At 72.2% G+C, this 25,809-nt stretch carries 23 protein-coding genes and 5 tRNA genes; 19 read left to right on the forward strand and 9 right to left on the reverse strand.

Going from position 1 to position 25,809, the window contains the following annotated elements:
• Positions 1-4: 4 nt before the first annotated feature.
• The 3 genes from ABZ823_RS08450 to ABZ823_RS08460 all read left to right on the forward strand — a co-directional run bounded on the left by ABZ823_RS08450 (position 5) and on the right by ABZ823_RS08460 (position 3,128).
• Positions 5-976, forward strand: coding sequence for an aldo/keto reductase (locus ABZ823_RS08450; RefSeq protein WP_361655508.1), 972 nt, complete (start codon positions 5-7; stop codon positions 974-976).
• An 80-nt stretch (positions 977-1,056) separates the two neighbouring features.
• Positions 1,057-1,608, forward strand: coding sequence for a helix-turn-helix domain-containing protein (locus tag ABZ823_RS08455; RefSeq protein WP_361655511.1), 552 nt, complete (start codon positions 1,057-1,059; stop codon positions 1,606-1,608).
• Positions 1,605-3,128 (forward strand): MFS transporter, encoded by a 1,524-nt coding sequence (locus ABZ823_RS08460; RefSeq protein ID WP_361655514.1) that lies wholly within the window; start codon positions 1,605-1,607, stop codon positions 3,126-3,128. The genes ABZ823_RS08455 and ABZ823_RS08460 overlap by 4 nt, the downstream gene beginning before the upstream one ends.
• 138 nt (positions 3,129-3,266) lie before the next feature.
• Here ABZ823_RS08460 and ABZ823_RS08465 read toward each other — a convergent pair whose 3' ends face one another.
• Complete coding sequence (locus ABZ823_RS08465; protein ID WP_361655517.1) at positions 3,267-3,956, reverse strand: lysophospholipid acyltransferase family protein; 690 nt, start codon at positions 3,954-3,956, stop codon at positions 3,267-3,269.
• Between the two features lie 338 nt (positions 3,957-4,294).
• Between ABZ823_RS08465 and ABZ823_RS08470 the strand changes: the two genes are divergently transcribed.
• The 3 genes from ABZ823_RS08470 to ABZ823_RS08480 all read left to right on the forward strand — a co-directional run bounded on the left by ABZ823_RS08470 (position 4,295) and on the right by ABZ823_RS08480 (position 6,600).
• Entirely contained in the window at positions 4,295-5,470 is a 1,176-nt protein-coding gene (locus tag ABZ823_RS08470) for a glycerophosphodiester phosphodiesterase (RefSeq protein WP_361655520.1), read from the forward strand.
• 74 nt (positions 5,471-5,544) lie between these two features.
• Positions 5,545-6,051, forward strand: coding sequence for a sigma-70 family RNA polymerase sigma factor (locus tag ABZ823_RS08475; RefSeq protein ID WP_361655523.1), 507 nt, complete (start codon positions 5,545-5,547; stop codon positions 6,049-6,051).
• Between the two features lie 45 nt (positions 6,052-6,096).
• A complete protein-coding gene (locus ABZ823_RS08480) occupies positions 6,097-6,600 on the forward strand; it encodes a GNAT family N-acetyltransferase (RefSeq protein WP_361655526.1) in 504 nt (167 codons plus the stop codon).
• Positions 6,601-6,641: 41 nt separating this feature from the next.
• Here the strand turns inward: ABZ823_RS08480 and ABZ823_RS08485 are convergent, their stop codons facing one another.
• Together ABZ823_RS08485 and ABZ823_RS08490 are read right to left on the reverse strand one after the other, a co-directional pair.
• The gene (locus ABZ823_RS08485) at positions 6,642-7,070 is read right to left on the reverse strand and encodes a hypothetical protein (protein ID WP_361655529.1); all 429 of its coding nucleotides are present in this window, start codon (positions 7,068-7,070) and stop codon (positions 6,642-6,644) included.
• Position 7,071: 1 nt separating this feature from the next.
• Complete coding sequence (locus ABZ823_RS08490) at positions 7,072-7,431, reverse strand: hypothetical protein (RefSeq protein ID WP_361655532.1); 360 nt, start codon at positions 7,429-7,431, stop codon at positions 7,072-7,074.
• A 602-nt stretch (positions 7,432-8,033) separates the two neighbouring features.
• Here ABZ823_RS08490 and ABZ823_RS08495 point away from each other — a divergent pair.
• The 8 genes from ABZ823_RS08495 to ABZ823_RS08530 all read left to right on the forward strand — a co-directional run bounded on the left by ABZ823_RS08495 (position 8,034) and on the right by ABZ823_RS08530 (position 19,167).
• Positions 8,034-9,077, forward strand: coding sequence for an ATP-binding cassette domain-containing protein (locus ABZ823_RS08495; RefSeq protein ID WP_361655535.1), 1,044 nt, complete (start codon positions 8,034-8,036; stop codon positions 9,075-9,077).
• Complete coding sequence (locus tag ABZ823_RS08500) at positions 9,074-9,811, forward strand: methionine ABC transporter permease (protein WP_361655538.1); 738 nt, start codon at positions 9,074-9,076, stop codon at positions 9,809-9,811. The genes ABZ823_RS08495 and ABZ823_RS08500 overlap by 4 nt, the downstream gene beginning before the upstream one ends.
• A gap of 83 nt (positions 9,812-9,894) precedes the next feature.
• Entirely contained in the window at positions 9,895-10,728 is an 834-nt protein-coding gene (locus ABZ823_RS08505) for a MetQ/NlpA family ABC transporter substrate-binding protein (RefSeq protein WP_361655541.1), read from the forward strand.
• Between the two features lie 131 nt (positions 10,729-10,859).
• Positions 10,860-11,498: a GNAT family N-acetyltransferase gene (locus tag ABZ823_RS08510; protein WP_361655544.1), complete on the forward strand. Its 639-nt coding sequence runs from the start codon at positions 10,860-10,862 to the stop codon at positions 11,496-11,498.
• Positions 11,499-11,628: 130 nt separating this feature from the next.
• A complete protein-coding gene (gene cbiE, locus ABZ823_RS08515; RefSeq protein WP_361655547.1) occupies positions 11,629-12,840 on the forward strand; it encodes a precorrin-6y C5,15-methyltransferase (decarboxylating) subunit CbiE in 1,212 nt (403 codons plus the stop codon).
• A gap of 344 nt (positions 12,841-13,184) precedes the next feature.
• Positions 13,185-16,850 (forward strand): nicotinate-nucleotide--dimethylbenzimidazole phosphoribosyltransferase, encoded by a 3,666-nt coding sequence (cobT, locus tag ABZ823_RS08520; RefSeq protein ID WP_361655550.1) that lies wholly within the window; start codon positions 13,185-13,187, stop codon positions 16,848-16,850.
• 175 nt (positions 16,851-17,025) lie between these two features.
• Complete coding sequence (gene cobA, locus ABZ823_RS08525; protein WP_361655553.1) at positions 17,026-18,258, forward strand: uroporphyrinogen-III C-methyltransferase; 1,233 nt, start codon at positions 17,026-17,028, stop codon at positions 18,256-18,258.
• 90 nt (positions 18,259-18,348) lie between these two features.
• Entirely contained in the window at positions 18,349-19,167 is an 819-nt protein-coding gene (locus ABZ823_RS08530; RefSeq protein ID WP_361655556.1) for an RNA methyltransferase, read from the forward strand.
• A gap of 203 nt (positions 19,168-19,370) precedes the next feature.
• Here ABZ823_RS08530 and ABZ823_RS08535 read toward each other — a convergent pair whose 3' ends face one another.
• Positions 19,371-20,684, reverse strand: a complete 1,314-nt coding sequence (locus tag ABZ823_RS08535) for a serine/threonine-protein kinase (protein ID WP_361655893.1) — start codon at positions 20,682-20,684, stop codon at positions 19,371-19,373.
• 610 nt (positions 20,685-21,294) lie between these two features.
• Between ABZ823_RS08535 and ABZ823_RS08540 the strand changes: the two genes are divergently transcribed.
• The 3 genes from ABZ823_RS08540 to ABZ823_RS08550 all read left to right on the forward strand — a co-directional run bounded on the left by ABZ823_RS08540 (position 21,295) and on the right by ABZ823_RS08550 (position 23,097).
• Positions 21,295-21,501: a hypothetical protein gene (locus ABZ823_RS08540; protein WP_234517230.1), complete on the forward strand. Its 207-nt coding sequence runs from the start codon at positions 21,295-21,297 to the stop codon at positions 21,499-21,501.
• Between the two features lie 295 nt (positions 21,502-21,796).
• Complete coding sequence (locus tag ABZ823_RS08545) at positions 21,797-22,735, forward strand: aminoglycoside phosphotransferase family protein (RefSeq protein WP_361655559.1); 939 nt, start codon at positions 21,797-21,799, stop codon at positions 22,733-22,735.
• Between the two features lie 74 nt (positions 22,736-22,809).
• Positions 22,810-23,097, forward strand: coding sequence for a zf-TFIIB domain-containing protein (locus tag ABZ823_RS08550; protein WP_361655562.1), 288 nt, complete (start codon positions 22,810-22,812; stop codon positions 23,095-23,097).
• Between the two features lie 45 nt (positions 23,098-23,142).
• Here the strand turns inward: ABZ823_RS08550 and ABZ823_RS08555 are convergent.
• From ABZ823_RS08555 to ABZ823_RS08575, 5 genes are all read right to left on the reverse strand, one after another.
• A tRNA-Val gene (locus ABZ823_RS08555) sits at positions 23,143-23,214 on the reverse strand.
• A 43-nt stretch (positions 23,215-23,257) separates the two neighbouring features.
• Positions 23,258-23,329 (reverse strand) — tRNA-Val (locus tag ABZ823_RS08560).
• 29 nt (positions 23,330-23,358) lie between these two features.
• Positions 23,359-23,430, reverse strand: a tRNA-Val gene (locus tag ABZ823_RS08565).
• A gap of 1 nt (position 23,431) precedes the next feature.
• Positions 23,432-23,505 (reverse strand) — tRNA-Cys (locus ABZ823_RS08570).
• A gap of 39 nt (positions 23,506-23,544) precedes the next feature.
• Positions 23,545-23,617, reverse strand: a tRNA-Gly gene (locus ABZ823_RS08575).
• A gap of 176 nt (positions 23,618-23,793) precedes the next feature.
• On the opposite strand from ABZ823_RS08575, the gene ABZ823_RS08580 reads away from it, so the two are divergent.
• Positions 23,794-24,840 carry a chorismate-binding protein gene (locus ABZ823_RS08580; protein ID WP_361655564.1) on the forward strand — a complete coding sequence of 349 codons (1,047 nt, stop codon included), beginning with the start codon at positions 23,794-23,796 and terminating at the stop codon, positions 24,838-24,840.
• A gap of 127 nt (positions 24,841-24,967) precedes the next feature.
• The gene (locus ABZ823_RS08585; RefSeq protein WP_361655566.1) at positions 24,968-25,789 is read left to right on the forward strand and encodes an aminodeoxychorismate lyase; all 822 of its coding nucleotides are present in this window, start codon (positions 24,968-24,970) and stop codon (positions 25,787-25,789) included.
• Positions 25,790-25,809 lie beyond the last annotated feature (20 nt).

Below are 25,809 nucleotides of genomic sequence, written 5' to 3' on the forward strand. Positions count from 1 at the left end.
CGCGATGCCCTTCGCCCGACTGGCCTCGGCCACGACACCCACCTGCCACCTCGGCCTGGGTCTGGCCGCCGTCGGTCGCCCCGGGTACATCAACCTGGGCCGGGAGCAGGACCTCCCGGCCGTCCGCAGCGTCGACGCCCTGCGCGCCCGTACCCACGAACTGCTGGACGCGGCCTACGCCCAGGGTGTCCGCTACTTCGACGTGGCCCGCTCGTACGGCCGTTCCGAGGAGTTCCTCGCCGACTGGCTGAACGCCCGCCCCGGGATCGACGACGTCGTCGTCGGCAGCAAGTGGGGCTACACCTACACCGCGGGCTGGACCACCGACGCCGAGCAGCACGAGGTCAAGGACCACAGCGTCGCCACGTACGAGCGGCAGCGTGCCGAGACCGCCGCCCTGCTCGGCGACCGGCTCGACCTCTACCAGATCCACTCGGTGACCCCCGGCAGCCCGGCGCTCACCGACAGGGGACTCCACGCGAAGCTCGCCGAGGCCGCGGCGCAGGGCCTGACCATCGGCTTCTCCACCAGCGGCCCGGCGCAGGCCGACACGATCCGCGCCGCGCTCGCCGTGACCGTCGACGGTGAGCCCCTCTTCCGTACCGTCCAGTCCACGTACAACCTCCTGGAGACCTCGGCGGCCCCCGCCCTCGCGGAGGCCCACGACGCCGGGCTCACCGTGCTCGTCAAGGAGGGCATGGCCAACGGCCGATTGGCGGGCCAGTACGCCCCGGGGGCGCTGAAGGCCGTGGCCGAGGAGACATCGCTCGGCTCCGACGCGGTCGCCCTCGCCGCGATCCTGCGCCGGCCCTGGGCCGATGTCGTCCTCTCCGGCGCCGCCACCACGGACCAGCTCGCCTCCAACCTGCACGCCGCCGTCGTCGACCTCGACGGGGACCAGCTCGCCCGGCTGGAAGCCCTCGCCGAGGAACCGCGTGCGTACTGGGAGCGACGCGGACAGCTGCCCTGGCACTGATCTTCCCCGAAACTCGCGGCTGCTGAGACGTTTACGGATTGTCTGAGACAATGATGTCTCATATGCGCTATCCTCGTCTCATGGCCGTCGATCGTGACCACGTGCTGCGCAGCGCAGCCGCCCTGCTCACCCGGAAATCCACCGCCACCATGGACGAGGTCGCCAAGGCGGCCGGGATCAGCCGGGCCACGCTGCACCGCCACTTCGCCGGGCGCGACGCGCTCGTTCGGGCCCTGGAGGCACTCGGTATCGAGGAGTGCGAGGCGGCGCTGGACGCCGCACGGCTCGACGACGGCTCGGCTCAGGAAGCCCTGCGCCGCTTCGTGACGGAGATCGAGCCCGCCGCGGCCCTCCTCGCCTTCCTCTACAGCGAGAACCAGCTCTACGAGGGCGCGGTACAGAACGCGGGCTGGGCCCGGATCGACGCCCGGATGGCCGCGCTGTTCCGGCGCGGCCAGTCCAGCGGCGAGTTCCGTATCGACCTCACCCCGGCCTGGCTCACCGACGCGCTGTACGGCCTGCTGGCGTCGGGCGCCTGGGCCTTGTCGGAGGGCCGCCTGGCCCCCAAGGACTTCACCTACATGATCGTCGAGATGTTCCTCGGCGGCGCCCTCAGGAGAGAGGAACCATGACCAGCACCTTGCAGCCGGCGCTCGCGCCGCGGGTGGAGAAGCGACCGGAGCGGTGGCTCGCGCTCTCGGTGCTCGTGCTCGCCGTGCTGCTGGTGGCCGTGGACGCGACCGTCCTCGGCCTCGCGACCCCCTACATCACCGAGGACCTGCAGCCGTCCGGCACCCAGCTGCTGTGGATCGGCGACGTCTACTCGTTCGTCATCGCCGGGCTGCTCGTGTCCATGGGCAGCCTCGGCGACCGCATCGGCCGCAAACGGATCCTGCTCGGCGGCGCCACGGCCTTCGGCCTGATATCCGTCCTCAACGCCTACGCGGCGACGCCGGAGACGATGATCCTCGCGCGGGCGCTGCTCGGTGTCGCGGGCGCGACCCTGATGCCCGCCACGCTGGCCCTGATCCGCAACATCTTCCACGACCCGCGCGAACGCAGCCTCGCGGTCGGCATCTGGGGTGCCACCGCCTCGGCCGGCACCGCGGTCGGCCCCATCACCGGCGGCTTCCTGCTCGAACACTTCTGGTGGGGCTCGGTCTTCCTCATCAACGTGCCCGTGATGGTGGTCCTCGTCCTCGTCGGCATCCGCACGCTGCCCGAGTCCCGCAACCCGAACCCCGGCCCCTGGGACCTGATCAGCGTCGGGCTGTCGCTCGTCGGCATGGTCGGCGTCGTGTACGCGGTCAAGGAGGCGGCCGCACACGGTCTCACCTCGGCGGTCGCGGCCACCGGTGTCCTCGGCGCCGCGGCGCTCGCCGGCTTCGTACGACGTCAGCTGACGCTTGCGGTGCCGCTCCTGGACATGCGGCTCTTCCGCCGCGGCGGCTTCAGCGGGGCGGTCCTCGCCGACCTGCTGACCGTCCTCGGCATGTCCGGCCTGGTCTTCTTCCTCTCGCAATATCTGCAACTGGTGCAGGGCAGGCGGCCCTTCGAGGCAGGCCTCGCCGAACTGCCCGCCGCCGTCGGCGCGGTGGCGGCGGGGCTCGTCGCGGGCGCGGCGGCCCGTCGCTTCTCGGTGCGCGCGGTGGTCTCCGGCGGGCTCGCCGCCGTGGGGCTGGCGCTGGCCGCCCTCACCCTGCTCGACCGGTCCACCGGCTACCCCTTGATCGGGTCCGCACTGCTGGTCGTGGGCGTGGGCGCCGGTCTGTCGTTCACCGTGACCGCCGATGTGATCCTCTCCAGCGTGCCCAAGGAGCAGGCGGGTGCCGCCTCGGCGGTCTCCGAGACGGCGTACGAACTCGGCGCGGCCCTCGGCATCGCCCTGCTCGGCTCGATCGTGACCGGCGTCTACCGCGACTTCACGGCCCCGGCGGGCACCCCGGCCGCGGCCCACGAATCGCTGGGCGGCGCGGTCGAGGCGGCGCGGCACCTGCCCACGGGCACCGGCGAGGCGTTGCTGTCGGCGGCCCGCGACACCTTCGTCGAGGGCCTGAGGCTGGCCACGGGCGCGGGCGCGGCGGTCCTGCTGGCGACGGCGGTGGCGGCGTGGTTCCTGCTGCGCGGCCGACGGCTGGACAGCCCGTCGTGAACGAGGCGACCGCGCCCCGGCAGGGGAGCGGGACCGTGCCGATGTGCGGCTCCGCCGCGCGGGCGCGATGCGCCACGACGCACCGGCACCCGCCCCGTCACCCGGACCCCGGCGCCGCCGAGGCGCCCCCGGCACCCGCTACGCGGCCTTCGCCTTCGTGGCGTACATGTCCACGTACTCCTGCCCCGACAACCGCATGACCTCGGTCATGACGGAATCGGTGACCGCCCGCAGCACATAGCGGTCCCGGTCCATCCCCTCGTACCGGGAGAACTCCATCGGCTCACCGAAGCGCACGGTGACCCGGCCCGGCCGCGGCATACCGCGGCCGCCCGGCTGGAGCTTGTCCGTGCCGATCATCGCGAAGGGGACCACCGGGGCGCCGGTCATCAGGGTGAGGCGGGCGATGCCGGTGCGGCCGCGGTACAGACGGCCGTCGGGGGAGCGGGTGCCCTCCGGGTAGATACCGAAGATCTTGCCCTCCTCCAGCACCCGGCGGCCGGTCATCAGGGCGGCCACCCCGCCGTTCGCGCCGTCCCGGTCCACCGGGATCATGCCGACGCCCGTGAAGAACCAGGCCATGAGCCTGCCCTTGAGCCCCTTGCCGGTGACGTACTCGTCCTTGCCGATGAAGAACACCTGCCGCGTGGTCACGATCGGCAGCACGATCGAGTCGATGAACGTCAGGTGGTTGCCGGCCAGGATGACCGGGCCGTCTCCCGGGATGTGTTCCGCGCCCTCCACCCGTGGGCGGAACATCAGGCGCATGATCGGTCCGAGCACTGCCTTGATGAGCGCGAAGCGGGACAACGGGCCCTCCGGTGTCAAGGGATGCGGTATGAGTCTGTGCAGGTGAGGACGATACTCGGAGCGCCCGGTCCGGCGCACATCGGGTTCACCGGGTTGTGACGAGTCATTGACGACTGTTTACCTGCGGCGGCGTCGTGTCGCACGTTCGTCATCCGCCGGACGGGTGTGACGGACATCGCGCCCGAGCGCTGACGGCACGTCACGCGCTGTCGTGGGCACGGGTGTCCCGCACGAGCGCCTCCATGCATCCGGCAGGACGGCCCGCGTGCGTCGGGCGTTCCTGTTTACGTCTCCCGGCCGTCACCCGGCCGCACCTACGATCGACCCGCTTTCGACACGCGTGGCGGGAGGAACCCATGGGGACGCTGGAGTCGTACGAGCGGGGGCGGGGGACGGGCCGGAGGGCGCTGCTCGGGGCCGCGGTGCTGGGCGCGGGCGGTGCGGTCCTCGGACTGCCCGGCGTGGCGAGCGCGGACGCGCGGCACGGCGGAGGACTGAGGGGGCTCCCGGTGCCGACCGTCATCGGGCACCGTGGCGCCAGCGGCTACCGCCCGGAGCACACCTTCGGCTCCTACCAGCTGGCGCTCGACATGGGCGCCGACATCGTGGAGGCCGGCGACCTCGTACCGACCAAGGACGGCCACCTCGTGTGCCGGCACGAGCCGGAGATCGGTGGCACCACCGATGTCGCCGACCACCCCGAGTTCGCCGACCGCAAGACCACCAAGGTCCTGGACGGCGTCTCCACCACCGGCTGGTTCACCGAGGACTTCACTCTCGCGGAGCTGAAGACCCTGCGGGCGATCGAGCGCATCCCGGCCACCCGTCAGCGCAACACGCTCTACGACGGCCGCTGGGAGATCCCCACCTTCGAGGAGGTGCTCCGCTGGCAGGACGAGCAGACCCGCAAGCGCGGCAAGCAGGTGTGGATCTACCCCGAGACCAAGCACCCCACCTACTTCCGCAAGCTGGGCCTCGGCCTGGAGGAGCGGCTCGCGAAGATCCTGCGGACGCACGGCAAGGACCGCAAGGGCTCGCCCGTCATCATCCAGTCCTTCGAGCCGACCAGCATCCAGCGCCTGGACAAGCTGGTCGGCAACCCGCTCGTCGTGCTGCTGTCGGCCGCGAACACGCGCCCGTGGGACTTCGTCGAGACGGGCGACCCGCGCACGGTCGCCGACCTCGTCACCCCCAAGGGCCTGAAGGAGATCGCCTCCTACGCCCAGGGCATCGGCCCGACCCTCGACCTGGTCATCCCGAAGGACGCCAACGGCAACCTCACCCAGCCGTCCGCACTCGTCGCCGACGCGCACGCCGCGGGCCTGATCCTGCACCCCTACACGATGCGCAACGAGAACACCTTCCTGCCCGCGAACTTCAGGAAGGGCACGGACCCGGCGGCGTACGGCGACGTGTTCGGCGCCTTCAAGGCGTACTTCGCGACCGGTATCGACGGGGTGTTCACCGACAACGCCGACACCGGACTGCTCGCCCGCGAGGACTTCCTGCGCGGCCGAGGGGTCAACGCCTGACGCGAGGACCCCGCTTGGGGTGATTCCCGGCCGCCCCGGCAACCCGTCGCCGGGGCGGCCGCGTCACGCCGCATATGACCCACGAGATGCTGACGGCCCTGCGCCCCCTGCTCACCGCCGAGGCGTCGGCGGAGGCGCACGCCTCGGGATTGGAGCCGGGCGATCTGGAACAGGCGGTGTGGCTGCGGCTTCTGGAGCGGCTGGAGGGGGACCGGCCGCCCGTCGATCCGCAGGGATGGCTGCGCCGCGCCGTGCGCGCCGAGGCGCGCCGCGGCCGCCGAACCGCCCGCCTCGAACTCCCGTATGGGACCGAGCCCGTAGACGACACGGGCCGCGATCCCGAGCAGCAGGCCCTCATGGCGGCTCGCCGCAGGGCGCTGCACGCGGCCGTACGGCGGCTGCCCGGCCGCTGCCCCCGTCTCATGGCGGCACTGCTCTCCCCGCACGACCTGACGTATCGGGAAATCGCGGGGGAGTTGGGTATCTCACAGGGCAGCCTCGGCCCTGAACGTTCCAAATGCCTGGGATGTCTGCGGCGATTGCTGGCGACGGAGGTTGCGGCCGGTGAACCGCGGGGATAGGAGTGGGGTACGACCGGCGATCAGGTGAGCGGGAGGCATGCGCACATGGGCATGAGCGTGACCATCTCTGTGGCGACCGAACAGGACGCCGAGCAGATCTTCAGGCTGCAGTACCTGTGCTTCCAGAGCGAGGCCGCGCGGTACGGCAACTACCGCATCGATCCGCTCGTCCAGAGCCTCGACTCGGTCCGCGAGGAGGTCGCGTCGGACTGCGTCTTCGTGGCGCGCCTCGGCGAGGAGGTCGTCGGCTCCGTGCGCGGCACTGTCACCGACGACGGCGCGGCGTCCATCGGCAAGCTGTGCGTCCACCCGAGGTTGCAGGGCCACGGCATCGGCGCCCGCCTGCTGCGCGCGGCGGAGGCTGCGCTGGCGGAGGAACGCGGCGCGAAGAAGTTCCGCCTCAGCGCGGGTCACCGCAGCGAGGGCAGCCTGCGGCTGTACCGCCGCCTCGGCTACGAGGCCGCGGGCACGTCCCGGGGCGCCGACGGCGTACCGATGATCGTCCTGGAGAAGCAGGCCCCGGCGTCGACGTACGCGACGACGGCCTGAGCGGACACCGCGCCCCGCGAGGGGCGCGCCCCTCCCGGCGCTCAGCCGTCCTGTGGCCGCGCGCGCGCCTTCCGCAGCCAGTACACGGCCGACAGCGGCAGCAGTACGGGGATGAAGAGGTACCCCATCCCGTAGTCCGACCAGACGGTCGCGTCCGGGAACGCGGACGGCTCCACCAAGGTCCAGGTGCCGACGGTGAGTACGCCCACCAGCTCCGCCGCGCAGCACGCCAGGGCCACCCGCCGGGCCCTCTCGCCGCCGCGGACCAGGGAGTACGTGATGAAGCCGTAGACGACTCCGGCCACCGCGGACAGCGAGTAGGCCAGCGGGGCCTTGTCGAACTGGGTCGAGATCTGTACGACCGAGCGTGACACCGCTCCGACCACCATCACGCCGTACAGCCAGACGAGCAGCATGCCGGGCCCGGTGATGAGCCGCGTCTTCGCCGGCCTCTCCTGCGTGGCCGCCATCTCAGCCTCCCCAGATGTCATAGAGCCGCACCTCCAGCACCGCGAGGACCACACCGCCGGCCGTGACCGTCACCGAACCCCAGCGGGTGCGCTCCGCCAGCGACATGAAACCCGTCGCCGGGACGCAAGCGAAGGCGCCGAGCAGATACGCCACGAAGATCGTCGTGCCCTGTTCCGGCTTCTCGCCGCGCCCCAGCTGGACGATGCCGACGACCAGCTGGGCCAGGGTCAGCAGCGTCACCACGGCCATGCCGATGAAGTGCCAGTCCTTCGTGGGCTGGTCGCGGTAGGCCGCCCAGCCGCACCAGGCGGCGAGCAGCAGCGCGGCGACACCGGTCGCCAGCGTCAGGGCATCAAGCATGCCGTGACCCTATTACGGTCCAAAAGACCCGGTGCCCTCGCCCCCGGCGGGTGCCCCGCGGACACCGGCAGCCGGCGCCCCACCGGGCCGGACACCGTGGCCTTGGCCACAACCCGCCCGGTCCGCCTGCCGGACACGGTCCGGTGCTCGTGGCCCCTCGGCCGTGTCGCCACTGGTCAACCGGCATGCGCCGGGGTCCAGTGAGACGGCCGAACACTGTCCACGGCTGTCCGAATAGCGGACGGCCGTGGCGGGCCCCGGTGACGTGTCTGCTTTACTGAGGCCCATGACCACGACGAGCTGCCGCGCCCTTGCGACCGAGGCGACCATGACGCCCGGTGCTCGTTGTATGTGTCGAATGTGCGCCTGCTAGAGGGCCCCCGCACCATCCAGAGCCTCGCGCCCCGAAGCGAGACCGCCGTGCCCTGTCCCTACGCCCGTGTCGTATGCGACTGAGCCTCCCCCCACCGCCGGAACGGCACAGGGGGACCCCAACGCGCACAGGTCCTCCCCGGTTCGATCGTGAGAACCGTGTCGCGTTCCCCACGCACCCGTGCCCGGCGCACATCCACGCCCTGCACTCGACAGTGACGGAAACCCCAGTGATCACCACATCGGGCCTTACCAAGGTCTACCGCTCGCGCGGCCGCGAGGTGACCGCCCTCGACGGCGTCGACCTGCACGTACGCGAGGGTGAGGTGTACGGCGTCATCGGCCAGTCCGGCGCCGGCAAGTCCTCGCTGATCCGCTGCGTCAACCTCCTGGAGCGCCCCACGTCCGGCACGGTCACCGTGGCCGGGCAGGACCTCACCGCGCTCGCCGGCCGCGGTCCGCGCGCGGGCAAGGAGCTCCGCCAGGCGCGCAGCCGTATCGGCATGGTCTTCCAGCACTTCAACCTGCTGTCCTCGCGGACGGTCCAGGACAACGTCGAGCTGCCGCTGGAGATCCTCGGCAAGTCAGGGAAGGAACGTTCCCGCAAGGCTCTCGAACTCCTCGACCTCGTCGGCCTCGCCGACAAGGCCAGGGCCTACCCGGCCCAGCTCTCCGGCGGTCAGAAGCAGCGCGTCGGCATCGCCCGCGCCCTCGCCGGCGATCCCAAGGTGCTGCTCTCCGACGAGGCGACCAGCGCCCTCGACCCGGAGACCACGCGCTCCATCCTCCAGCTGCTGCGCGACCTGAACCGGCAGCTGGGGCTCACCGTCCTGCTCATCACCCACGAGATGGACGTCGTCAAGAGCATCTGCGACTCGGCTGCCCTCATGGAGAAGGGCCGCATCGTCGAGTCCGGCACCGTCAGCGAACTGCTCGCCACCCCCGGCTCCGAACTGGCCGCCGCCCTCTTCCCGGTCAGCGGTGCCGCGTCGGGCGACGACCGCACCGTCCTCGACGTCACCTTCCACGGGGCCGCCGCCACCCAGCCCGTCATCTCGCAGCTCTCGCGCACCTACAACATCGACATCTCGATCCTCGGCGCAGCCATGGACACCGTCGGCGGCAAGCAGGTCGGCCGGATGCGCATCGAACTCCCCGGCCGCTACGAGGAGAACGTGGTGCCCATCGGTTTCCTGCGCGAGCAGGGCCTTCAGATCGACGTCGTGGGCCGGGACGCCGAAGAGCCCGCGCTGGTGAAGGAAGGTGCCAAGTGACCTGGTCCGAGATGCAACCGCTGCTGTCGCAGGCGTCCTGGGACACCCTCTACATGGTCGGCTGGTCCACGCTCATCGCCGTCGTCGGCGGACTTCCGCTCGGCATCCTGCTGGTCCTCACGGACCGGGACGGGCTGCTTCAGAACGTCGTCGCCAACAAGGTCCTCGGGCAGATCGTGAACATCGCCCGCTCGATGCCCTTCATCATCCTGATGGTCGCCCTGATGAGCTTCACCCGCTGGGTCACCGGGACGACCATCGGCCGTGAGGCGGCCATCGTGCCGCTCGCCATCGGCGCCATCCCCTTCTTCGCCCGTCTGGTCGAGACGGCCGTCCGCGAAGTGGACGGCGGCCTCGTCGAAGCCGTGCAGGCGATGGGCGGCAACACCTGGACCGTCGTGCGCAAGGTCCTCGTACCGGAGGCCCTGCCCTCGCTGATCTCCTCCGCCACCACCACGGTCGTCGCCCTCATCGGCTACTCCGCGATGGCGGGCACGGTCGGCGCCGGCGGCCTCGGCGACATCGCCATCCGCTACGGCTACCAGCGCTTCGAGACCCAGCTGATGTGGATCACCGTGGCGATCCTCGCCGTCGTCATCTCGCTCATCCAGTTCGCCGGCGACTACGCGGCCCACTTTCTGCACCGGCGCGGCGGCCGCTCCGGGCCGGTGCCGAAACTGCGGCTGCTGAAGGCGAAGGAGCCCGCGGCGGCCGACGTGAGCAAGGCCGCCTGAGCCCCCACCGGGCCGCCCGGATCCCCCTGACTCCCCGCCCACCCATGACGGGGTCGCACCACCCATAAGGAAAGGCACTTTTCGTGCGTAACACCGCCAAGATCACCACCGCTGTCCTCGCCGCCGGGGCCCTCACCTTCGGGCTCAGCGCCTGCGGCTCCGGCAAGAGCTCGTCCTCCGCCGCGGACACCAGCGGCCCGCTGGTCGTCGCCGCGAGCCCGACCCCGCACGCCGAGATCCTCAACTTCGTGAAGGACAACCTCGCGAAGAAGGCGGGCCTGGACCTCCAGGTCAAGGAGTTCACCGACTACATCACGCCGAACACGGCGACCGAGGACGGCTCCGTCGGAGCCAACTACTTCCAGAACCAGCCGTACCTGGACGACTTCAACAAGAAGCGGGGCACCCACATCGTGCCCGTCGTCACGGTGCACCTGGAGCCGCTCGGCCTCTACTCCCACAAGGTGAAGAGCGCCGACGCCCTGAAGAGCGGTGCGACCATCGCCGTCCCGAACGACTCGGTCAACGAGGCGCGGGCCCTGAAGCTGCTCGCCTCCAAGGGGCTCATCACCCTCAAGGACGGCGCCGGCAACGAGGCGACCCCCCAGGACATCGCCAAGAACCCGAACAACCTCCGGTTCAAAGAGGTCGAGGCGGCCCAGACCCCGCGTTCCCTGGACGACGTGGACGCCGCGGTGATCAACGGCAACTACGCCATCTCCTCCGGCCTCAAGCCCGCAAAGGAGGCCCTCGTCCTGGAGTCCCCGAAGAACAACCCGTACGGCAACTTCCTCGCGGTCAAGAAGGGCAACGAGGACGACCCGCGGGTCAAGAAGCTCGCGAAGCTCCTCACCTCGCCCGAGGTGAAGAAGTTCATCGAGGACAAGTACCAGGGGTCGGTCATCGCGTCGTTCTGATCTCATATCGTCAGGCACGGGGTCCATACCTTCACAGGGTGTGGACCCCGTGGTGCGGTTCAGTGCTTTCATGCTGCATGCTGGGCAGTTCAGCAGGCCCTGCAGGTTTTTCAACGGTTACGGAGCGGCGCATGACTGGCACCTTCCCCAACGTCTCCATCAGCACGGAGCGGTTGGTTCTGCGCCCCTTCGAGGAGCCCGATGTCCAGGCCTTCGCCGAGATGATGAACGACGAGCTCGTCACCGCCTGGACCTCCGTCCCGTACCCCTACACCGAGGCCGACGCCCGGCGGTGGATCACCGAGCGTGCCCCCGCCGAACGGACCGAGGGCCGTGGCATCGTCTTCGCGGTCACCGAGTTCCTCACCCAGCGTCTCGTCGGCATCGTGCATCTGCAGAACACGGACTGGCGTGTCCGATCCAGTGAGATCGCCTATGTCATCGCCCCCTGGGCGCGCGGCGAGGGCTACGCCTCCGAGGCGGCGCTCGCCACCGCCCAATGGCTCTTCGGGGATCAGAAATTCGAGCGGATCGAACTGCGCACGGCGGCCGACAACACCGCCTCCCAGCAGGTCGCCCAGAAGATCGGCTGCATCAGCGAGGGTGTCCTGCGCAACGCCTGCATAGCCCGCGTCCGCACGGAGGACGGCACCTGGACCGACGTACGGACCGACTTCATCGTCTGGAGCCTGCTGCCGGAGGATCTGGACGGGGTCAGCGACGAGCTGGCCGACAGCGGCGGTTTCACGTCGTTCTCGCACTGGCACTGAAACCGGGATCCGCTCCCACCGGCCGGGCCCCCGGGCGGCCGGCCCCAGCTCGACCGGGTAGTCTCACGGAGCCCGCCGTGCGGGCGTGCCCCCTGACGACCTGCGAAGACCTGCTGGGAGACTGACGACGATGGCCGACCGGGTCACGGTGATCGGCTGGGACGGCTCGCCGCTGACCGCCGCCGCGCGCTCCGCCCTGGGCGCCGCCACGCTCGTCGCCGGCGCGGCCCACCACCTCGCGCTCCCGGAGGTGCCCCAGACGGCCGAGCGCATCCGCCTCGGCAGCCTCGCCCTCGCCGCCCGCCGTATCGCCGGCCACCGCGGCACCGCCGTTGTCCTCGCCGACGGCGACCCGGGCTTCTTCGGTGTCGTACGGACCCTGCGCGCCCCCGAGTTCGGCCTGGAGGTCGAGGTCGTGCCGGCCGTCTCCTCGGTGGCCGCCGCCTTCGCGCGTGCGGGAATGCCCTGGGATGACGCGCAGGTGGTCGTCGCACACCGCCGGACGCTGCGGCGCGCGGTGAACGTCTGCCGGGCCCACACCAAAGTCGCGGTCCTCACCTCACCGGGTGCCGGGCCCGCCGAACTGGGCCTGCTCCTCGAGGGGGTGCACCGCACCTTCGTCATCTGCGAGGAACTCGGCACCGAGCGGGAACAGGTCACCGTCGTGACCTCCGACAAGGCCGCCGACCACACCTGGCGCGACCCCAACGTCGTCATCGTCATCGGGGGACCGGTGACCGTGACGGACGACGGCGGCTGGATCGCCGGCCGCGACCCGGGCGCGGAACCGCGCGGCTGGGCGCTGCCCGCCGAGGCGTACGGCGGCGGACTCGGCGAAGGGGAAACGGATCTGCTGCGCTCCGTCCAACTCGCCCGCCTCGGCCCCAGGGTGGGGGATCTCGTGTGGGACATCGGCACCGGAAGCGGGGCGTTCGCCGTGGAGGCCGCCCGCTGCGGGGCGGCCGTCATCGCCGTCGACCGCGACCCGGACGCGTGCGGCCGCACCGCGGCCGCGGCGCGCCGCTTCGGCGTCCAGCCCCAGATCGTGCACGGCACCGCCCCGCACATCCTCGAGGACCTCCCGGAACCGGACGTCGTACGCGTCGGAGGCGGGGGAGCCGTGGTGGTCTCCGCCGTCGCCGACCGCCGCCCGCAGCGCATCGTCGCGCACGCGGCCACCCGGGACGAGGCCGAACTCCTCGGCCGGGACCTGTCGGAGCACGGCTACGACGTGGAGTGTGCCCTGTTGCAGTCCGTCGAACTGGACACGCGGGCCTGGGCGGAGAAGGAACGGAGTGTCGCGTTCCTGCTCAGCGGGCGATTGCCTGACCGCGCCCCGTGATCCGGTCGTCGTACCGGCGCGGTAGGCTGGCCGATCGTTGTACCGCACTTGGGTGATCCGGCACTACATCAGCCAATGTCCGGAAACCATGCCTCTTTTGGGGGCAGTGTGGTACGGCAGAACCGGAGCGCGCGCAACGTGGCGCAGTCCACAGCGGGTCGTCGTGGATCAGGCTGCCGCGACGGCGAGGTCGCCGCGACAATGCCGTTCAATGGCTTTGTCGTCATTGTTGGCGGGTCGTTCGTGCCGCTGGGCACGCACGCTCGTTCTTCACTGCGGGCGGTCGGCGCGCCGTTCCGGGCGAGCTGGGCGTAGGAGCACTAACCGATGGGCGAGGGGTACGCATGACCGACACCGGCCAGGTCCCGGGCGAGGGGCTGCCGGAGAGCGCAGGCATGGTGGATCAGCCGGGCGTCCTCGCGCCGGGCGCGTACACCTACCTCAACCCCTCCGACAGCGCCCCCGATGACGACGACCTTCTCCTGATGCCCGGCCAGCAGGGGGCATGGGGCAACGAGATGCCGCAGACCGCCCAGGCCCCGGCGTCGTATTCCCATGAGCCGGGCCCGCACGAGACCGCCGGGCGGGACAGCGGCTCGATCGACCTCGGCGCGGTCCGTACGCCGCCTCCGGCGTCCGTGCCGCAGCCGGCCCCGGCGCGGCGCCCGCTGCACCTCGGCCCGCCGACCCCGGACGCCACCGCGAGCCCGGTGCGTTCCCTCTCCGACCGCGGCCCGGCGGACGCGCCGCTGCGGCCGGCGGGGCCGCCGACGACCGGGCCCGAGTACCTCGACGTGCCGCAACTGGTGGACAACTCCCCGCAGGGCGCGATGCCATGGGGTGCCTCGCACCAGGCCGGGGCCCCGGGACCGGTGGGCCCCGAGGGGAGCACCGCAGAAACGGTCGTTCCCGCGGCGGCGCCCTCGCCGGTGACGGTCGCGGAGGCCGCGCCCTTCGCCCCGGATCCCGCGCCGTTCGCCCCCGAGGCCGTGCCCCAGCACCCGGACGGTCAGGGGCGGTTCGAGGGGCAGCCGGCTCCGGCCGGCCCCGAGGCGTTTCACGCCCCTGGCCCCCAGGCACCCGAAGCGCCGTCCGACTCCGAGCCGCGGCACGCCCCGGGGCTGCCGCAGGATGCCCAGGGACTGCCGACGACGGCTCAGCCCGCGGTTCCGCACGTCACGGACACCGCCCCCGCCGCTCCCATCGCCGAGGGGACGCCCGTCGCCCCCGAGGGCCCGACCGTCGTGGCCGTGCCCGACGCGGAGGGGGCGCCGTTCCCGGACGCCCCGCAGACGGCCGAAGGCTTTGCGGTCCCGCAGACGTCTCCCGCCGAGGCCGCCCCGGCACCCGAAACCGCATCGGCTCCGGAGGCGTCGCCCGTCGCGGTCGCCCCCCAGGCCGCTCCGGACGGGCAGCCCGCAGCGACCGGCCCCCAGGGCCCGGAGGCGGCACGGGACACCGAGCTGCCGCACCCCGCCTCCTTCGCCGCCGTGCCGAACGAACCGCAGCCGGCGGACGAGGCGGCCCACGCGGGCGTACCCCGGCAGGCGACCGACGCCCATGCCACCCCGGCCACGGGCTTCGCGGCGCCGCCCGCAGGGGCCCCCGAGCCCGGTGTGCCCGCCCCGGCCCCGCTTCCGCAGGACGCGGTCCAGACGATGACCGCCGGGCCGGACGAGCAGCCGGAGGAGGCCGTGCACGGCGCCCCGCCCGCCCAGACGACCGAGAGCGGGGTGCCGGACCTCGCGATCCCGCTGCCGGAGTCCGCCGAGCAGGTGGCGCAGTCCGCGGTCGCCGAGCCCGGCCAGGCCGTACCGGCCGCCGTGGTAGCCCCGGCCGAGGCGCCGACGGCGTCCGCCGACCAGGCCCCGGGCGAGCATCCCGCACACGACGAGCCGGCCGCCGTCCCGGCGGAGTCCGGAGCGGACCACTCGCTCGGCAGGTTCGTGCCCGTCGAGGGCACCGTCCCGGCCGGTCCGTACCTGGCCCCCACCCCGCCGCACGCTCTGGACGTGCCGCCGCTGCCCGCCGAGGAGCAGGGGGCCCCCGAAGAACCCGCTCCCGGCGCCGAACAGGAGGACCCGGCCGTCGCCGCAGCGGCGACGGAGGAACCCGTCGTCACCGTTCCCGCGCCCCGGGAGGGCGAGGCATCCGCTCCGGAGCCGCGTACCGCGGAACCGGAGCCCGTAGTCGCACAGCAGGCGGAGGACCTGGACACCCGGGCCGCCGACCAGGAAGAGAGCACGGCCGCAGTGGAAGACGTCACTGAGTCCACCGGCCCGGCGGCACCCGGATACGACGACGCCGAACGTGAGACGGTGCTGCGCGTGATGCGCGAGCGCCGCGACATCCGCAACGGCTTCCGCAGCGACCCGATCCCCCACGAGGTGCTGCTGCGCGTCCTGGAGGCCGCCCACACGGCGCCCTCCGTGGGCCACTCCCAGCCGTGGGACTTCGTCGTGATCCGCTCCGCCGAGACCCGCCGCAGCATGCACGAACTGGCGCAGCGTCAGCGCGAGGCGTACGCCAAGTCGCTCCCCAAGGGCCGCGCGAAGCAGTTCAAGGAACTGAAGATCGAGGCCATCCTCGACACCCCGGTGAACATCGTGGTCACCGCCGACCCGACCCGGGGCGGCCGCCACACCCTCGGCCGGCACACCCAGCCGCAGATGGCCCCGTACTCCTCCGCGCTCGCCGTGGAGAACCTGTGGCTCGCGGCTCGCGCCGAGGGCCTCGGCGTCGGCTGGGTCAGCTTCTTCGACGAGCGCGAGATGGTCCGCGCCCTCGGCCTGCCCGAGCACCTGGAGGTCGTGGCCTACCTCTGCGTGGGCTACGTCGACGAGTTCCCGGAGGAGCCGGAGCTGATGCAGGCGGGCTGGTCCAAGCGCCGCCCGCTGTCCTGGGTCGTGCACGAGGAGACCTACGGCCGTCGTGCCCTGCCCGGCGAGGAGCCGCACGACCTGCTCGCCGAGACCGTGGCGGGGATCCGCCCTCTGGACGCCAAGGCACTCGGCGAGGCCTGGGAGCGGCAGAAGCGCATGACCAAGCCCGCGGGCGCGCTCGGCATGCTGGAGATCATCTCCGCGCAGCTGTCCGGCCTGTCCCGGCAGTGCCCGCCGCCGATCCCGGAGCCCGCGGCCGTCGCGATCTTCGCCGGCGACCACGGTGTCCACGCCCAGGGCGTCACGCCATGGCCCCAGGAAGTGACGGGCCAGATGGTCGCCAACTTCCTCGGCGGCGGAGCGGTGTGCAACGCGTTCGCCAACCAGGTGGGCGCGGAGGTGTGCATCGTCGACGTGGGCGTGGCCGCGGACCTGCCCGCGACCCCGGGCCTGCTGCCGCGCAAGGTCCGCGCGGGCACGGCCGACATGACGACCGGACCGGCCCTGACCCGCGAGGAGGTCAAGCAGGCGATCGAGGTCGGCATCGAGACGGCCCGCGACCTGGTGGCCGCCGGCAACAAGGCGCTGCTCACCGGTGAGATGGGCATCGCCAACACCACGGCCTCCGCCGCCCTGATCGCGGTCTTCACCGACACCGACCCGGCCGAGGTGACGGGCCGTGGCACCGGCATCAGCGACGAGACGCTCGCCCGCAAGACGGAGGTCGTGCGCCGCGCGATCGAACTGCACCAGCCGGATCCGGCCGACCCCATCGGCGTCCTCGCGGCATTCGGCGGCCTCGAACACGCGGCGATGGTGGGACTGCTGCTCGGCGGCGCTTCCCTGCGCACCCCGGTGATCCTCGACGGTGTCAGCGCGGGCGCCGCCGCCCTGGTGGCCCGCGCGATCGCCCCCGAGGTTCTCGCGGCCTGCATCGCGGGCCACCGCAGTGCGGAGCCCGGCCATGTCGCCGCCCTGAACAAGCTCGGCCTGCGCCCCCTTGTCGACCTGGACCTGCGCCTTGGCGAGGGCACCGGCGCGCTCCTCGCGCTGCCGCTCGTGCAGAGCGCGGCGCGGGCGATGCACGAGGTGGCGACGTTCGACTCGGCCGGAGTGACCGAGAAGTAGGCACGCGAGGAGGCCCGGGGCGGAGGTTCCCGGGCCTCCCGGGGTTCCGTGTCCTTGTCCACGGACCGGACCGAGCGCGGCGCTCCGCTGTGCCGTACGTAAAATTCCCACGTCAGGGCCGCTCCGACGCCGTAGAGGCCCCTTCCGTACCGCCTGGACGAGGAGCCGCACCTCCATGGCCGAACACCCCCCGTACCCCGTAGGGCTCCGCCTGTTCGACCGCCGCGTGGTCGTCCTGGGTGGCGGCCAGGTCGCCCAGCGACGTCTCCCGGCGCTGATCGCGGCCGGCGCGGACGTCCATCTCGTGTCTCCCGAGGTGACCCCCTCGGTGGAGGCCATGGCGGACGCGGGCGAGATCACCTGGCTCAGGCGCCCGTACCGGGACGGGGACCTGGCGGACGCCTGGTACGCCCTCATCGCCAGCAGCGACCCCGAGGCCAACGCCGCCGCCTCCGCCGAAGCGGAGCGCCACCGTGTGTGGTGCGTCCGCTCCGACGACGCCGACGCGGCCACCGCCTGGACCCCGGCGACGGGCCACAGCGAGGGCGTCACGGTCGCCGTGCTCACGACCGAGGCCAAGGGCCGCGACCCTCGGCACACCGCCGCCGTCCGCGACGCGGTCGTCGAGGGTCTGCGCGACGGCACGCTCGTCGCTCCGCACCACCGCACCCGTACGCCCGGTGTCGCGCTGGTCGGTGGCGGCCCCGGCGACCCGGACCTCATCACGGTCCGCGGCCGGCGCCTGCTCGCCGAGGCCGACGTGGTCATCGCGGACCGGCTCGGCCCCCGCGACCTGCTCGCCGAACTCCCGCCGCACGTCGAGGTGATCGACGCGGCGAAGATCCCCTACGGCCGCTCCATGGCGCAGGAGGCCATCAACAACGCGCTGATCGAACACGCCCGGCAGGGCAAGTCGGTCGTCCGGCTCAAGGGCGGTGACCCCTTTGTGTTCGGCCGGGGCATGGAGGAGGTGCAGGCCCTCGCCGAGGCGGGCATCGCGTGCACGGTGGTCCCGGGCATCTCCAGTTCGATCTCGGTGCCGGGTGCGGCCAGCATCCCCGTCACCCACCGTGGTGTCGCACACGAGTTCACTGTGGTGAGCGGCCATGTCGCCCCTGACGACGAGCGCTCTCTGGTCGACTGGCCGTCGTTGGCGAAGCTCACCGGCACGCTGGTGATCCTCATGGGCGTCGACAAGATAGGGAAGATCGCCGAGGCGCTCGTCGCCCACGGCAAGGCGCCCGACACGCCCGTCGCCCTGGTCCAGGAAGGCACCACGGCCGCCCAGCGCCGGGTCGACGCCACCCTCGCGACGGTCGCCGAGATCGTGCGCGCCGAGGACGTGCGGCCACCGGCCGTGATCGTCATCGGGCAGGTCGTGAAGGCGGGCCCACGTCCCGAAGCGTGACCGATCAACCCGTTCCAGCCCTTCGTAACCCGCCGTAACCAGCCCCTTCCAGCCGTTGGCACCGCTCCCAGGACAAGGCAGTATCACCCTGTGGCCGATCTCATCACCGTCGAGGACCCCACCGACCCGCGTCTGCGTGACTACACGGGCCTGACCGACGTGGAGCTGCGCCGCAAGCGCGAACCCGCGGAGGGCCTGTTCATCGCCGAGGGCGAGAAGGTGATCAGACGGGCCAAGGCGGCGGGTTACGAGATGCGCTCCATGCTGCTGTCCGCGAAGTGGGTCGACCTGATGCGGGACGTCATCGACGAACTGCCGGCCCCGGTGTACGCGGTCAGCCCGGAACTCGCCGAGCAGGTCACCGGCTACCACGTGCACCGTGGCGCCCTCGCCTCGATGCAGCGCAAGCCGCTGCCGACGGCGGACGAGCTGCTGGCCACCGCCCGCCGAGTGGTGATCATGGAGTCGGTGAACGACCACACCAACATCGGCGCTATCTTCCGCTCGGCCGCCGCCCTCGGCATGGACGCGGTCCTGCTGTCGCCGGACTGCGCCGACCCGCTCTACCGCCGCAGCGTCAAGGTCTCCATGGGCGCGGTCTTCTCGGTGCCGCACGCCCGCCTCGAGACCTGGCCGAAGGGACTGGACTCGGTCCGCGGGGCGGGCTTCACCCTGCTCGCGCTCACCCCCGACGAGAAGGCGAAGACGCTCGACGAGACGGCACCGCACAGGATGGAACGGGTCGCGCTGATGCTCGGCGCGGAGGGCGACGGCCTGTCCACCCAGGCGCTGGTGGCCGCCGACGAATGGGTCCGAATCCCCATGGCCCACGGAGTGGACTCGCTCAACGTGGGCGCGGCGGCCGCGGTGGCCTTCTACGCGGTGGCCACCGGCCGTCCCGGGTCCTGAAGGGTTTCGTCCGGATCAGCCCGGGCGGTACGAAGGAAGGACACGCGCCCTGGGCCGGGCCGGCTCACCCCGCGTCCGACGCGGCGACGATGTTGCCCTTCTCGTCGACGTCTCCTGTCGGCTGTTCGGTCTGCCTCCACTGTGGTCGGTGGTCATCGCCGGTTCCTGAGTACGCCTACTCAGGCCGGTGCCTACGTATCTACTCAACCGAGCCGGTGCAGGCTCGGCTCGCTGCGGTACTGGACGGCCACGGGAGGCCCGGGCAACGGAGCGTACGACCGCTCCGGTCGTACCTCCCTGTGCCCGCCCCCCTCACCCAGCCCGCGCGCCGGGCCCTGGCAGCCCTGGGCGGCCGCGATGCCCAGCGCCACCATCAGCGTCACCACCACGAACACGAACAGCCGCTGGCGCAGCAGCCGCGGGTTGGCCGGGCGACGACCGGTCCCGGTGGTCCGCGGGGCCGGCCGCCCGGCTCCGCTGCGCGGTGCGGGCCGGCCGCCGGAGCGGGTCGTGTTGCGCTGCGCGGGCGTCGGGCGCGCCCCGGGCCGGGAGCCGTTGCTGCGGGGTGGGGGAGTGCCGGGGCCCTGGGGACGCCGCACGGTGCGCTGCTCGGCGTACTGCTCCGCCAGCCGCCCCGTCGGCCGGTCCGGCTCACCGCGCTGGGCGGGCGGCCTCACATCCGCGATGCCCTGCGCCTCCCTCGCCGCGATCTCCTTGAGCCGGAGGGAGAGTTGAAGCGTGCTGGGCCGTTCCTCGGGGTCCTTCGCCAGGCATGCGCGGACGAGCGGGGCGAGCGCGTCCGGCACCCCGTGCAGCTGGGGCTCCTCGTGCACCACGCGGTAGAGCATCACTTCGGAACTGCCGTGCCCGAAGGGGGAGTCGCCGGTAGCCGCGTACGCCAGCGTCGCACCCAGCGAGAACACGTCCGTGGCCGGGGTCACGGCGGCGCCGCGCACCTGCTCGGGCGCGAGGAAGCCCGGCGAGCCGACGGCCGTCCCGACATGGGTGAGCGTCGAGGCGCCCGTCGCCCAGGCGATACCGAAGTCGATGATCCGCGGCCCCTTCGGGGACAGCAGGATGTTGGACGGCTTGAGGTCGCGGTGGACGACCCCGGCCTCGTGAACCGCCACCAGACCCTCGGACAGGGCGGCACCCACGGCGGCCACGTCGGCGGCCGTCAGGGGCCCCTCCTCGGCGACCTTGTCGTGCAGGGAGGGGCCGGGCACGTACTGCGTGGCGAACCACGGACGGTCCGCCTCCAGGTCGGCGGCCACCAGCCGCGCCGTACACCCTCCACGAATCCGTCGTGCCGCCGAGACCTCACGCGCGAACCGTGACCGGAACTCCTGATCCTCCGCCAGGTCCGGCCGGATCACCTTCAGTGCGACCCGCTGGCCCCGCTTGTCGGAGCCGAGGTAGACGACGCCCATCCCGCCCGCGCCGAGCCGCCGGTGAAGTCTGAACGAGCCGACGACACGCGGGTCCTCACGCCTCAGGCGCATCATCGCCATGTCCATCCCCGCTGCCCGGTCCGTCTGACGAGCCACAGCTTACGTTTCCACGGCCATGTCCGCGCAGAGGCCGCGCCCTCTCTCCCCGATCGATTGTCGTTGCGGGGCGCGAAACTTGAGAGGTGGTCAGGGCTGTGGCGGGCAACGCGGCCCCACGCCGACCATGATCCCAACCGACGGACGGGGCACGGGGGTTGGATCCGCGGGGCGTGGTCGTGCCGGGACGGCCGGGGACGCGATGCGCACCCCCGAGGCGGTGGCGAGCGGGGCGGATCGCCCGGTGGAGACCACGGTCCGCGGGGAAGCCGTGGAAGTGAGCGAAGTCACCCGGTGAGCGCCCCCGGGCGGTACGGAGCAGACGGTGCCGAGCGGAAGGACCACACCCGGCGTTCCCTCCGGGAAGACCCTGAGACGTAGGACCTCTTCTCCACCCAGGGGAGTACGCCGCGGGCTGTCGCTCATCCTCCGGGAGGCCCGGCAATCGATACGAGGGCATGACGTCCGAAGCCCTCCCGGAGCCTAGATTTGAGGTCAAGCGGCGGGTGGAGCACTCGTCCCCCGAGGTCAGACACCCGCCGCTGCCAGCGACAACGGAACCACGGTCAGGAGAGGGACCATGGCCCACACGGCACCGCGGACACTGATCCGCACGCGGGAACGCAGGGCGTACGACGCGTTCGGCACCCGCCGCCCGGGCCGCCGCCACCCGCTGGTGGCGACCGCGATGGTCCTCCCCCTGGCGGCCCTGCTCGTGTACGTCTTCGGCGGCTGGGAGGCAGTGGTCACACAAGCGTCGTCCGTGGGCGTGATGCTGGGGCGCTGAGCGGCGCCCCAGGCCCGGAAGAGCGGTCCGGGCGGGGACATCCACCCATGAAACCCCGTGGGGACGGGGGTGCGGCGGACGGCACAGACGCCCGCGCAGCTGGGGAGCTGCGCGGGCGTTGCTCTTCCACCGGGCACAGGGTTCCCGGCGGGAGGCACCCGCCGAGCGCGGAAAGAAGCATCCCGCCCCCGCCCGGCCGGAGGTACCGGGCATGTGGAGTGCCGGGCCCCTTGATCCTGGCCGCCCCCTTGCCCGTACGCTCCCGGCACAGCCACCCGCACACCCCGGGGGATTCGTGAACGTACTCCTGCCCGCGCTGACCGCGCAGCTGCGCGCCGCCGCGCACCCGGTCGGCGCGGCCTGCCGCTGCGCGGACCCGGGCACGGTCCTGGCCGAGCGCGACGACGACGCCACCGTCGTCCGCCACGGCGACACCATCGCCAAGGCCCACGCCCCCGGCACCGACCCCGCCGGACTCTCCCTCCGCCTCGCTACCGCCACCCGGCTCCCCGGCATCCTTCTCGCGCCCCTGCGCCCGGCCGCCGTCACCCTGCACGACCGCCTCGTCACCTTCTGGCCGCACGGCACCCCGGTGGACCCCGACACCCCCGAGGCCGCTCCCTGGGAGGCGGCCGCGGGTCTTCTCGCCCGGCTGCACCTGGCCCCCGTCCCCGCGGGACTGCCGCTCATGCGCGGCCCCGCCAAGGCCGCCCGCGCCGTCCGGCGCCTGCGCGCGGCCGGCCCCCACCCCGCCGCCGAACCCGTCCTGCGTGCCTGGGCCGCCCTCCCGGCCTGGGCCCGGGCGCAGGCTCCCGCGCCGCTCGCCCGGACCCTCTGCCACGGCGACATGCACCTCGGCCAGCTGGTCCGCCACCCCTCGGACACCGGCCGGTGGCTCCTCATCGACGTCGACGACCTCGGCGTGGGCGATCCGGCCTGGGACCTGGCCCGCCCGGCCGCCTGGTACGCCTGCGGTCTTCTGCCACCCGGCGAGTGGTCCCGCTTCCTTGCCGCGTACCGGGAGGAGGGCGGCCCGGCCGTTCCCTCCGCCGGCGACCCCTGGCCGGCGCTGGACGTCCCGGCCCGCGCCCTCACGGTGCAGACCGCGGCCCTGGCCATCGCCAAGTCCCTCGTCCAGCAGCGCCCCTTGGACGAGGCGGAGCAGGCGGTCATCGACTCCTGCGTCCGAATGAGCCGCATTCCGCCGGAGTTGACGGAAAGGTGTGCCCAGTAGGCTGCAACCGATCGGCACCCCGCCGAGTCCCTACCTGGCGAAGCACCACCGAAGTAAGAGGAGTTGAGCAGACGATGCAGTGTCCGAAGTGTCATGCGCCGATGCACACGTACAACCGCAACGGCGTCCAGATCGAGCAGTGCAGCGGCTGCCGCGGCATCTTCCTCGACTACGGGGAGCTGGAGGCGCTGACCCGTCTGGAGTCCCAGTGGGCGCAGCCCGCCCCGCCGCCCCCGCCCGCCCAGCAGGCTTACCCCGCCGCTCCCGCCTGGGGTGCCCCGCACGGCGGCCATCACGGCGGCCACGGTCACTACGGCCACCAGCGCCACAAGAGCTTCGGCCACATGCTGTTCTCCAGCTGAGGTCACGAGGAAGCCCCCGGCCGCGGGGCCGGGGGCTTCGATGTGTGGACGATACTGGGATTGAACCAGTGACCTCTTCCGTGTCAGGGAAGCGCTCTCCCGCTGAGCTAATCGTCCTCGGGACCTCGACCGCTCCGGGGAGACGGCCAGGGGTGCTGCGTGCGCGATACTGGGATTGAACCAGTGACCTCTTCCGTGTCAGGGAAGCGCTCTCCCGCTGAGCTAATCGCGCCGGGGGACACCCGTTGCCGGGGAGTCCAGTGGACGATACTGGGATTGAACCAGTGACCTCTTCCGTGTCAGGGAAGCGCTCTCCCGCTGAGCTAATCGTCCTTGGAGGTGGAGACGGGATTTGAACCCGTGTAGACGGCTTTGCAGGCCGTTGCCTCGCCTCTCGGCCACTCCACCAGGAGTGCAGGGGTTCGGGAAGATCCCCTGGTTCCTTCGAGCGGACGACGAGGCTCGAACTCGCGACCTCAACCTTGGCAAGGTTGCGCTCTACCAACTGAGCTACGTCCGCTTGTCGTTTCGGATCGCTTCCGCGCCCGGCGACGTGTTGAACTCTAGCGGATTCCCGGGCCAGTACAAAAACGCGTTTGCGCAGCGTGCTGCGCTGCGCCTGGTCACGGACACGGCCGGGGTCCCGAGCGGACACGCCCAGGCCACCTCGGGGACACCCGCCATAGACTCGGCTGTGTGTCCGACCTCCCTCCTCTCGCGCGTTTCGGTGACCGCGTCGCCACCGGTCTCCTCGATGTCACCAGCGATCCCGCGGCCCTCGACTCCACCGGCTTCTGGGCCGTCTGCGCGGACTACGAGGGGCGCCTGACCTGCGCCCGCTTCGCGGACGTACGAGAGGCGCCGGTGCCCGCGCCCCGGCCCGGGGCATGGCGAGGTCCGGCCGTCGGTGACTGGACGTCCTCGCTCGACCGCGCCGCGTACACGGCCGGGGTGCGGCGGATCCGCGAGCACATCGCGACCGGGGAGGTCTACCAGGTGAACCTCTGCCGAGTGCTCTCCGCGCCGATCGCGGCCGACGCCGACGTGGACGCCCTGACCTCCGTGCTCGCCCGAGGCAATCCGGCACCGTACGCAGGAACGATTCGCCTGCCGGGGCACGGCGTGGAGACGGCCACGGCGTCCCCCGAACTGTTTCTGCGCCGCGACGGCCGCTCCGTCGCATCCGGCCCGATCAAGGGCACCGCGCGGACCGAGGCGGAACTCCTGGACAAGGACTACGCCGAGAACGTGATGATCGTGGACCTGGTGCGCAACGACCTCGGCCGTGTCTGCACCACGGGGAGCGTGACCGTGCCCGACCTGTGCGCCGTCGAGAAGCACCCCGGACTGGTCCACCTCGTGTCCACCGTCCGCGGCGAACTGCGCGCGGACGCCGGCTGGCCGGAGCTGCTCGCCGCCACGTTCCCGGCCGGGTCGATCACCGGCGCCCCCAAGTCCAGCGCCCTGCGGATCATCGACGCCCTGGAGACCGCCCCCCGCGGCCCCTACTGCGGCGGCATCGGCTGGGTCGACGCGGACCGGGGCGTGGGTGAGCTGGCCGTCGGCATCCGCACCTTCTGGATCGACCGGCCCGCCGGGAGCGCCCCCGTCCTGCGCTTCGGCGCGGGCGCGGGCATCACCTGGGGCTCCGACCCCGAGGGGGAATGGCACGAGACCGAGCTCAAGGCCGCCCGGCTGCTCGCGGTAGCGTCGGGGGAGTACCAGGACACGGGACCGGCATGAGCCACCTCCCGTGCTGTGTCCATCCGGGGGACGGCGTGCCCGTGCGCGGTGTGGTCGCGGGTCCGACTCGCGGCCGCACCCATGCGTCGGACGACGCTTCCGCCACCATCTTGCGAGGTAAAGACCAGTGAAGCTCTGGCTCGACGGCGGGCTGCAGGACATCGACTCCGCCCGCGTCTCCGTCTTCGACCACGGACTGACCGTGGGGGACGGCATCTTCGAGACCGTCAAGGCCACCGGCGGCCGGCCGTTCGCGCTGACCCGCCACCTCGACCGGCTCACCCGCTCGGCGCGCGGCCTCGGCCTGCCCGACCCCGATCTCGACGAGGTCCGGCGCGCCTGCGCCGCGGTCCTGGAGGCCAACCCGATGCCGCTCGGGCGCCTGCGCATCACCTACACCGGCGGTCACGGCCCCCTCGGCTCCGACCGTGGTGATCGGGGCCCGACCCTCGTGGTCGCCCTCGGCGAGACCACCCGGCGTCCCGACTCCACCGCGGTGATCACCGTCCCGTGGACCCGCAACGAGCGCGGCGCGCTGGCCGGCCTCAAGACCACCTCGTACGCGGAGAACGTCGTCGCCCTCGCCCGGGCCTCCGAACGGGGCGCCTCCGAGGCGCTGTTCGCGAACACCGTCGGACAGCTCTGCGAGGGCACCGGTTCGAACGTCTTCGTCGTCCTCGACGGCGAGATCCACACCCCGCCGCTCGCCTCCGGCTGTCTCGCGGGCATCACACGCGCGCTCACCGTCGAGTGGGCAGGAGCCCGCGAGACCGACCTGCCGCTGGACGTACTGGAGCGCGCGGACGAGATCTTCCTCACGTCCACCCTGCGGGACATCCAGGCCGTGCACCGGGTGGACGGCCGCGAACTGCCGGGCGCGCCGGGGCCGGTGACCGCCAAGGCCATGCGGATCTTCGCCGAGCGGGCCGGGGACGACCTCGATCCCTGACCGCCGGGAATATTCGGCTG

The organism is Streptomyces sp. NPDC047079 (genome assembly GCF_040643755.1).
Lineage (GTDB): Bacteria > Actinomycetota > Actinomycetes > Streptomycetales > Streptomycetaceae > Streptomyces.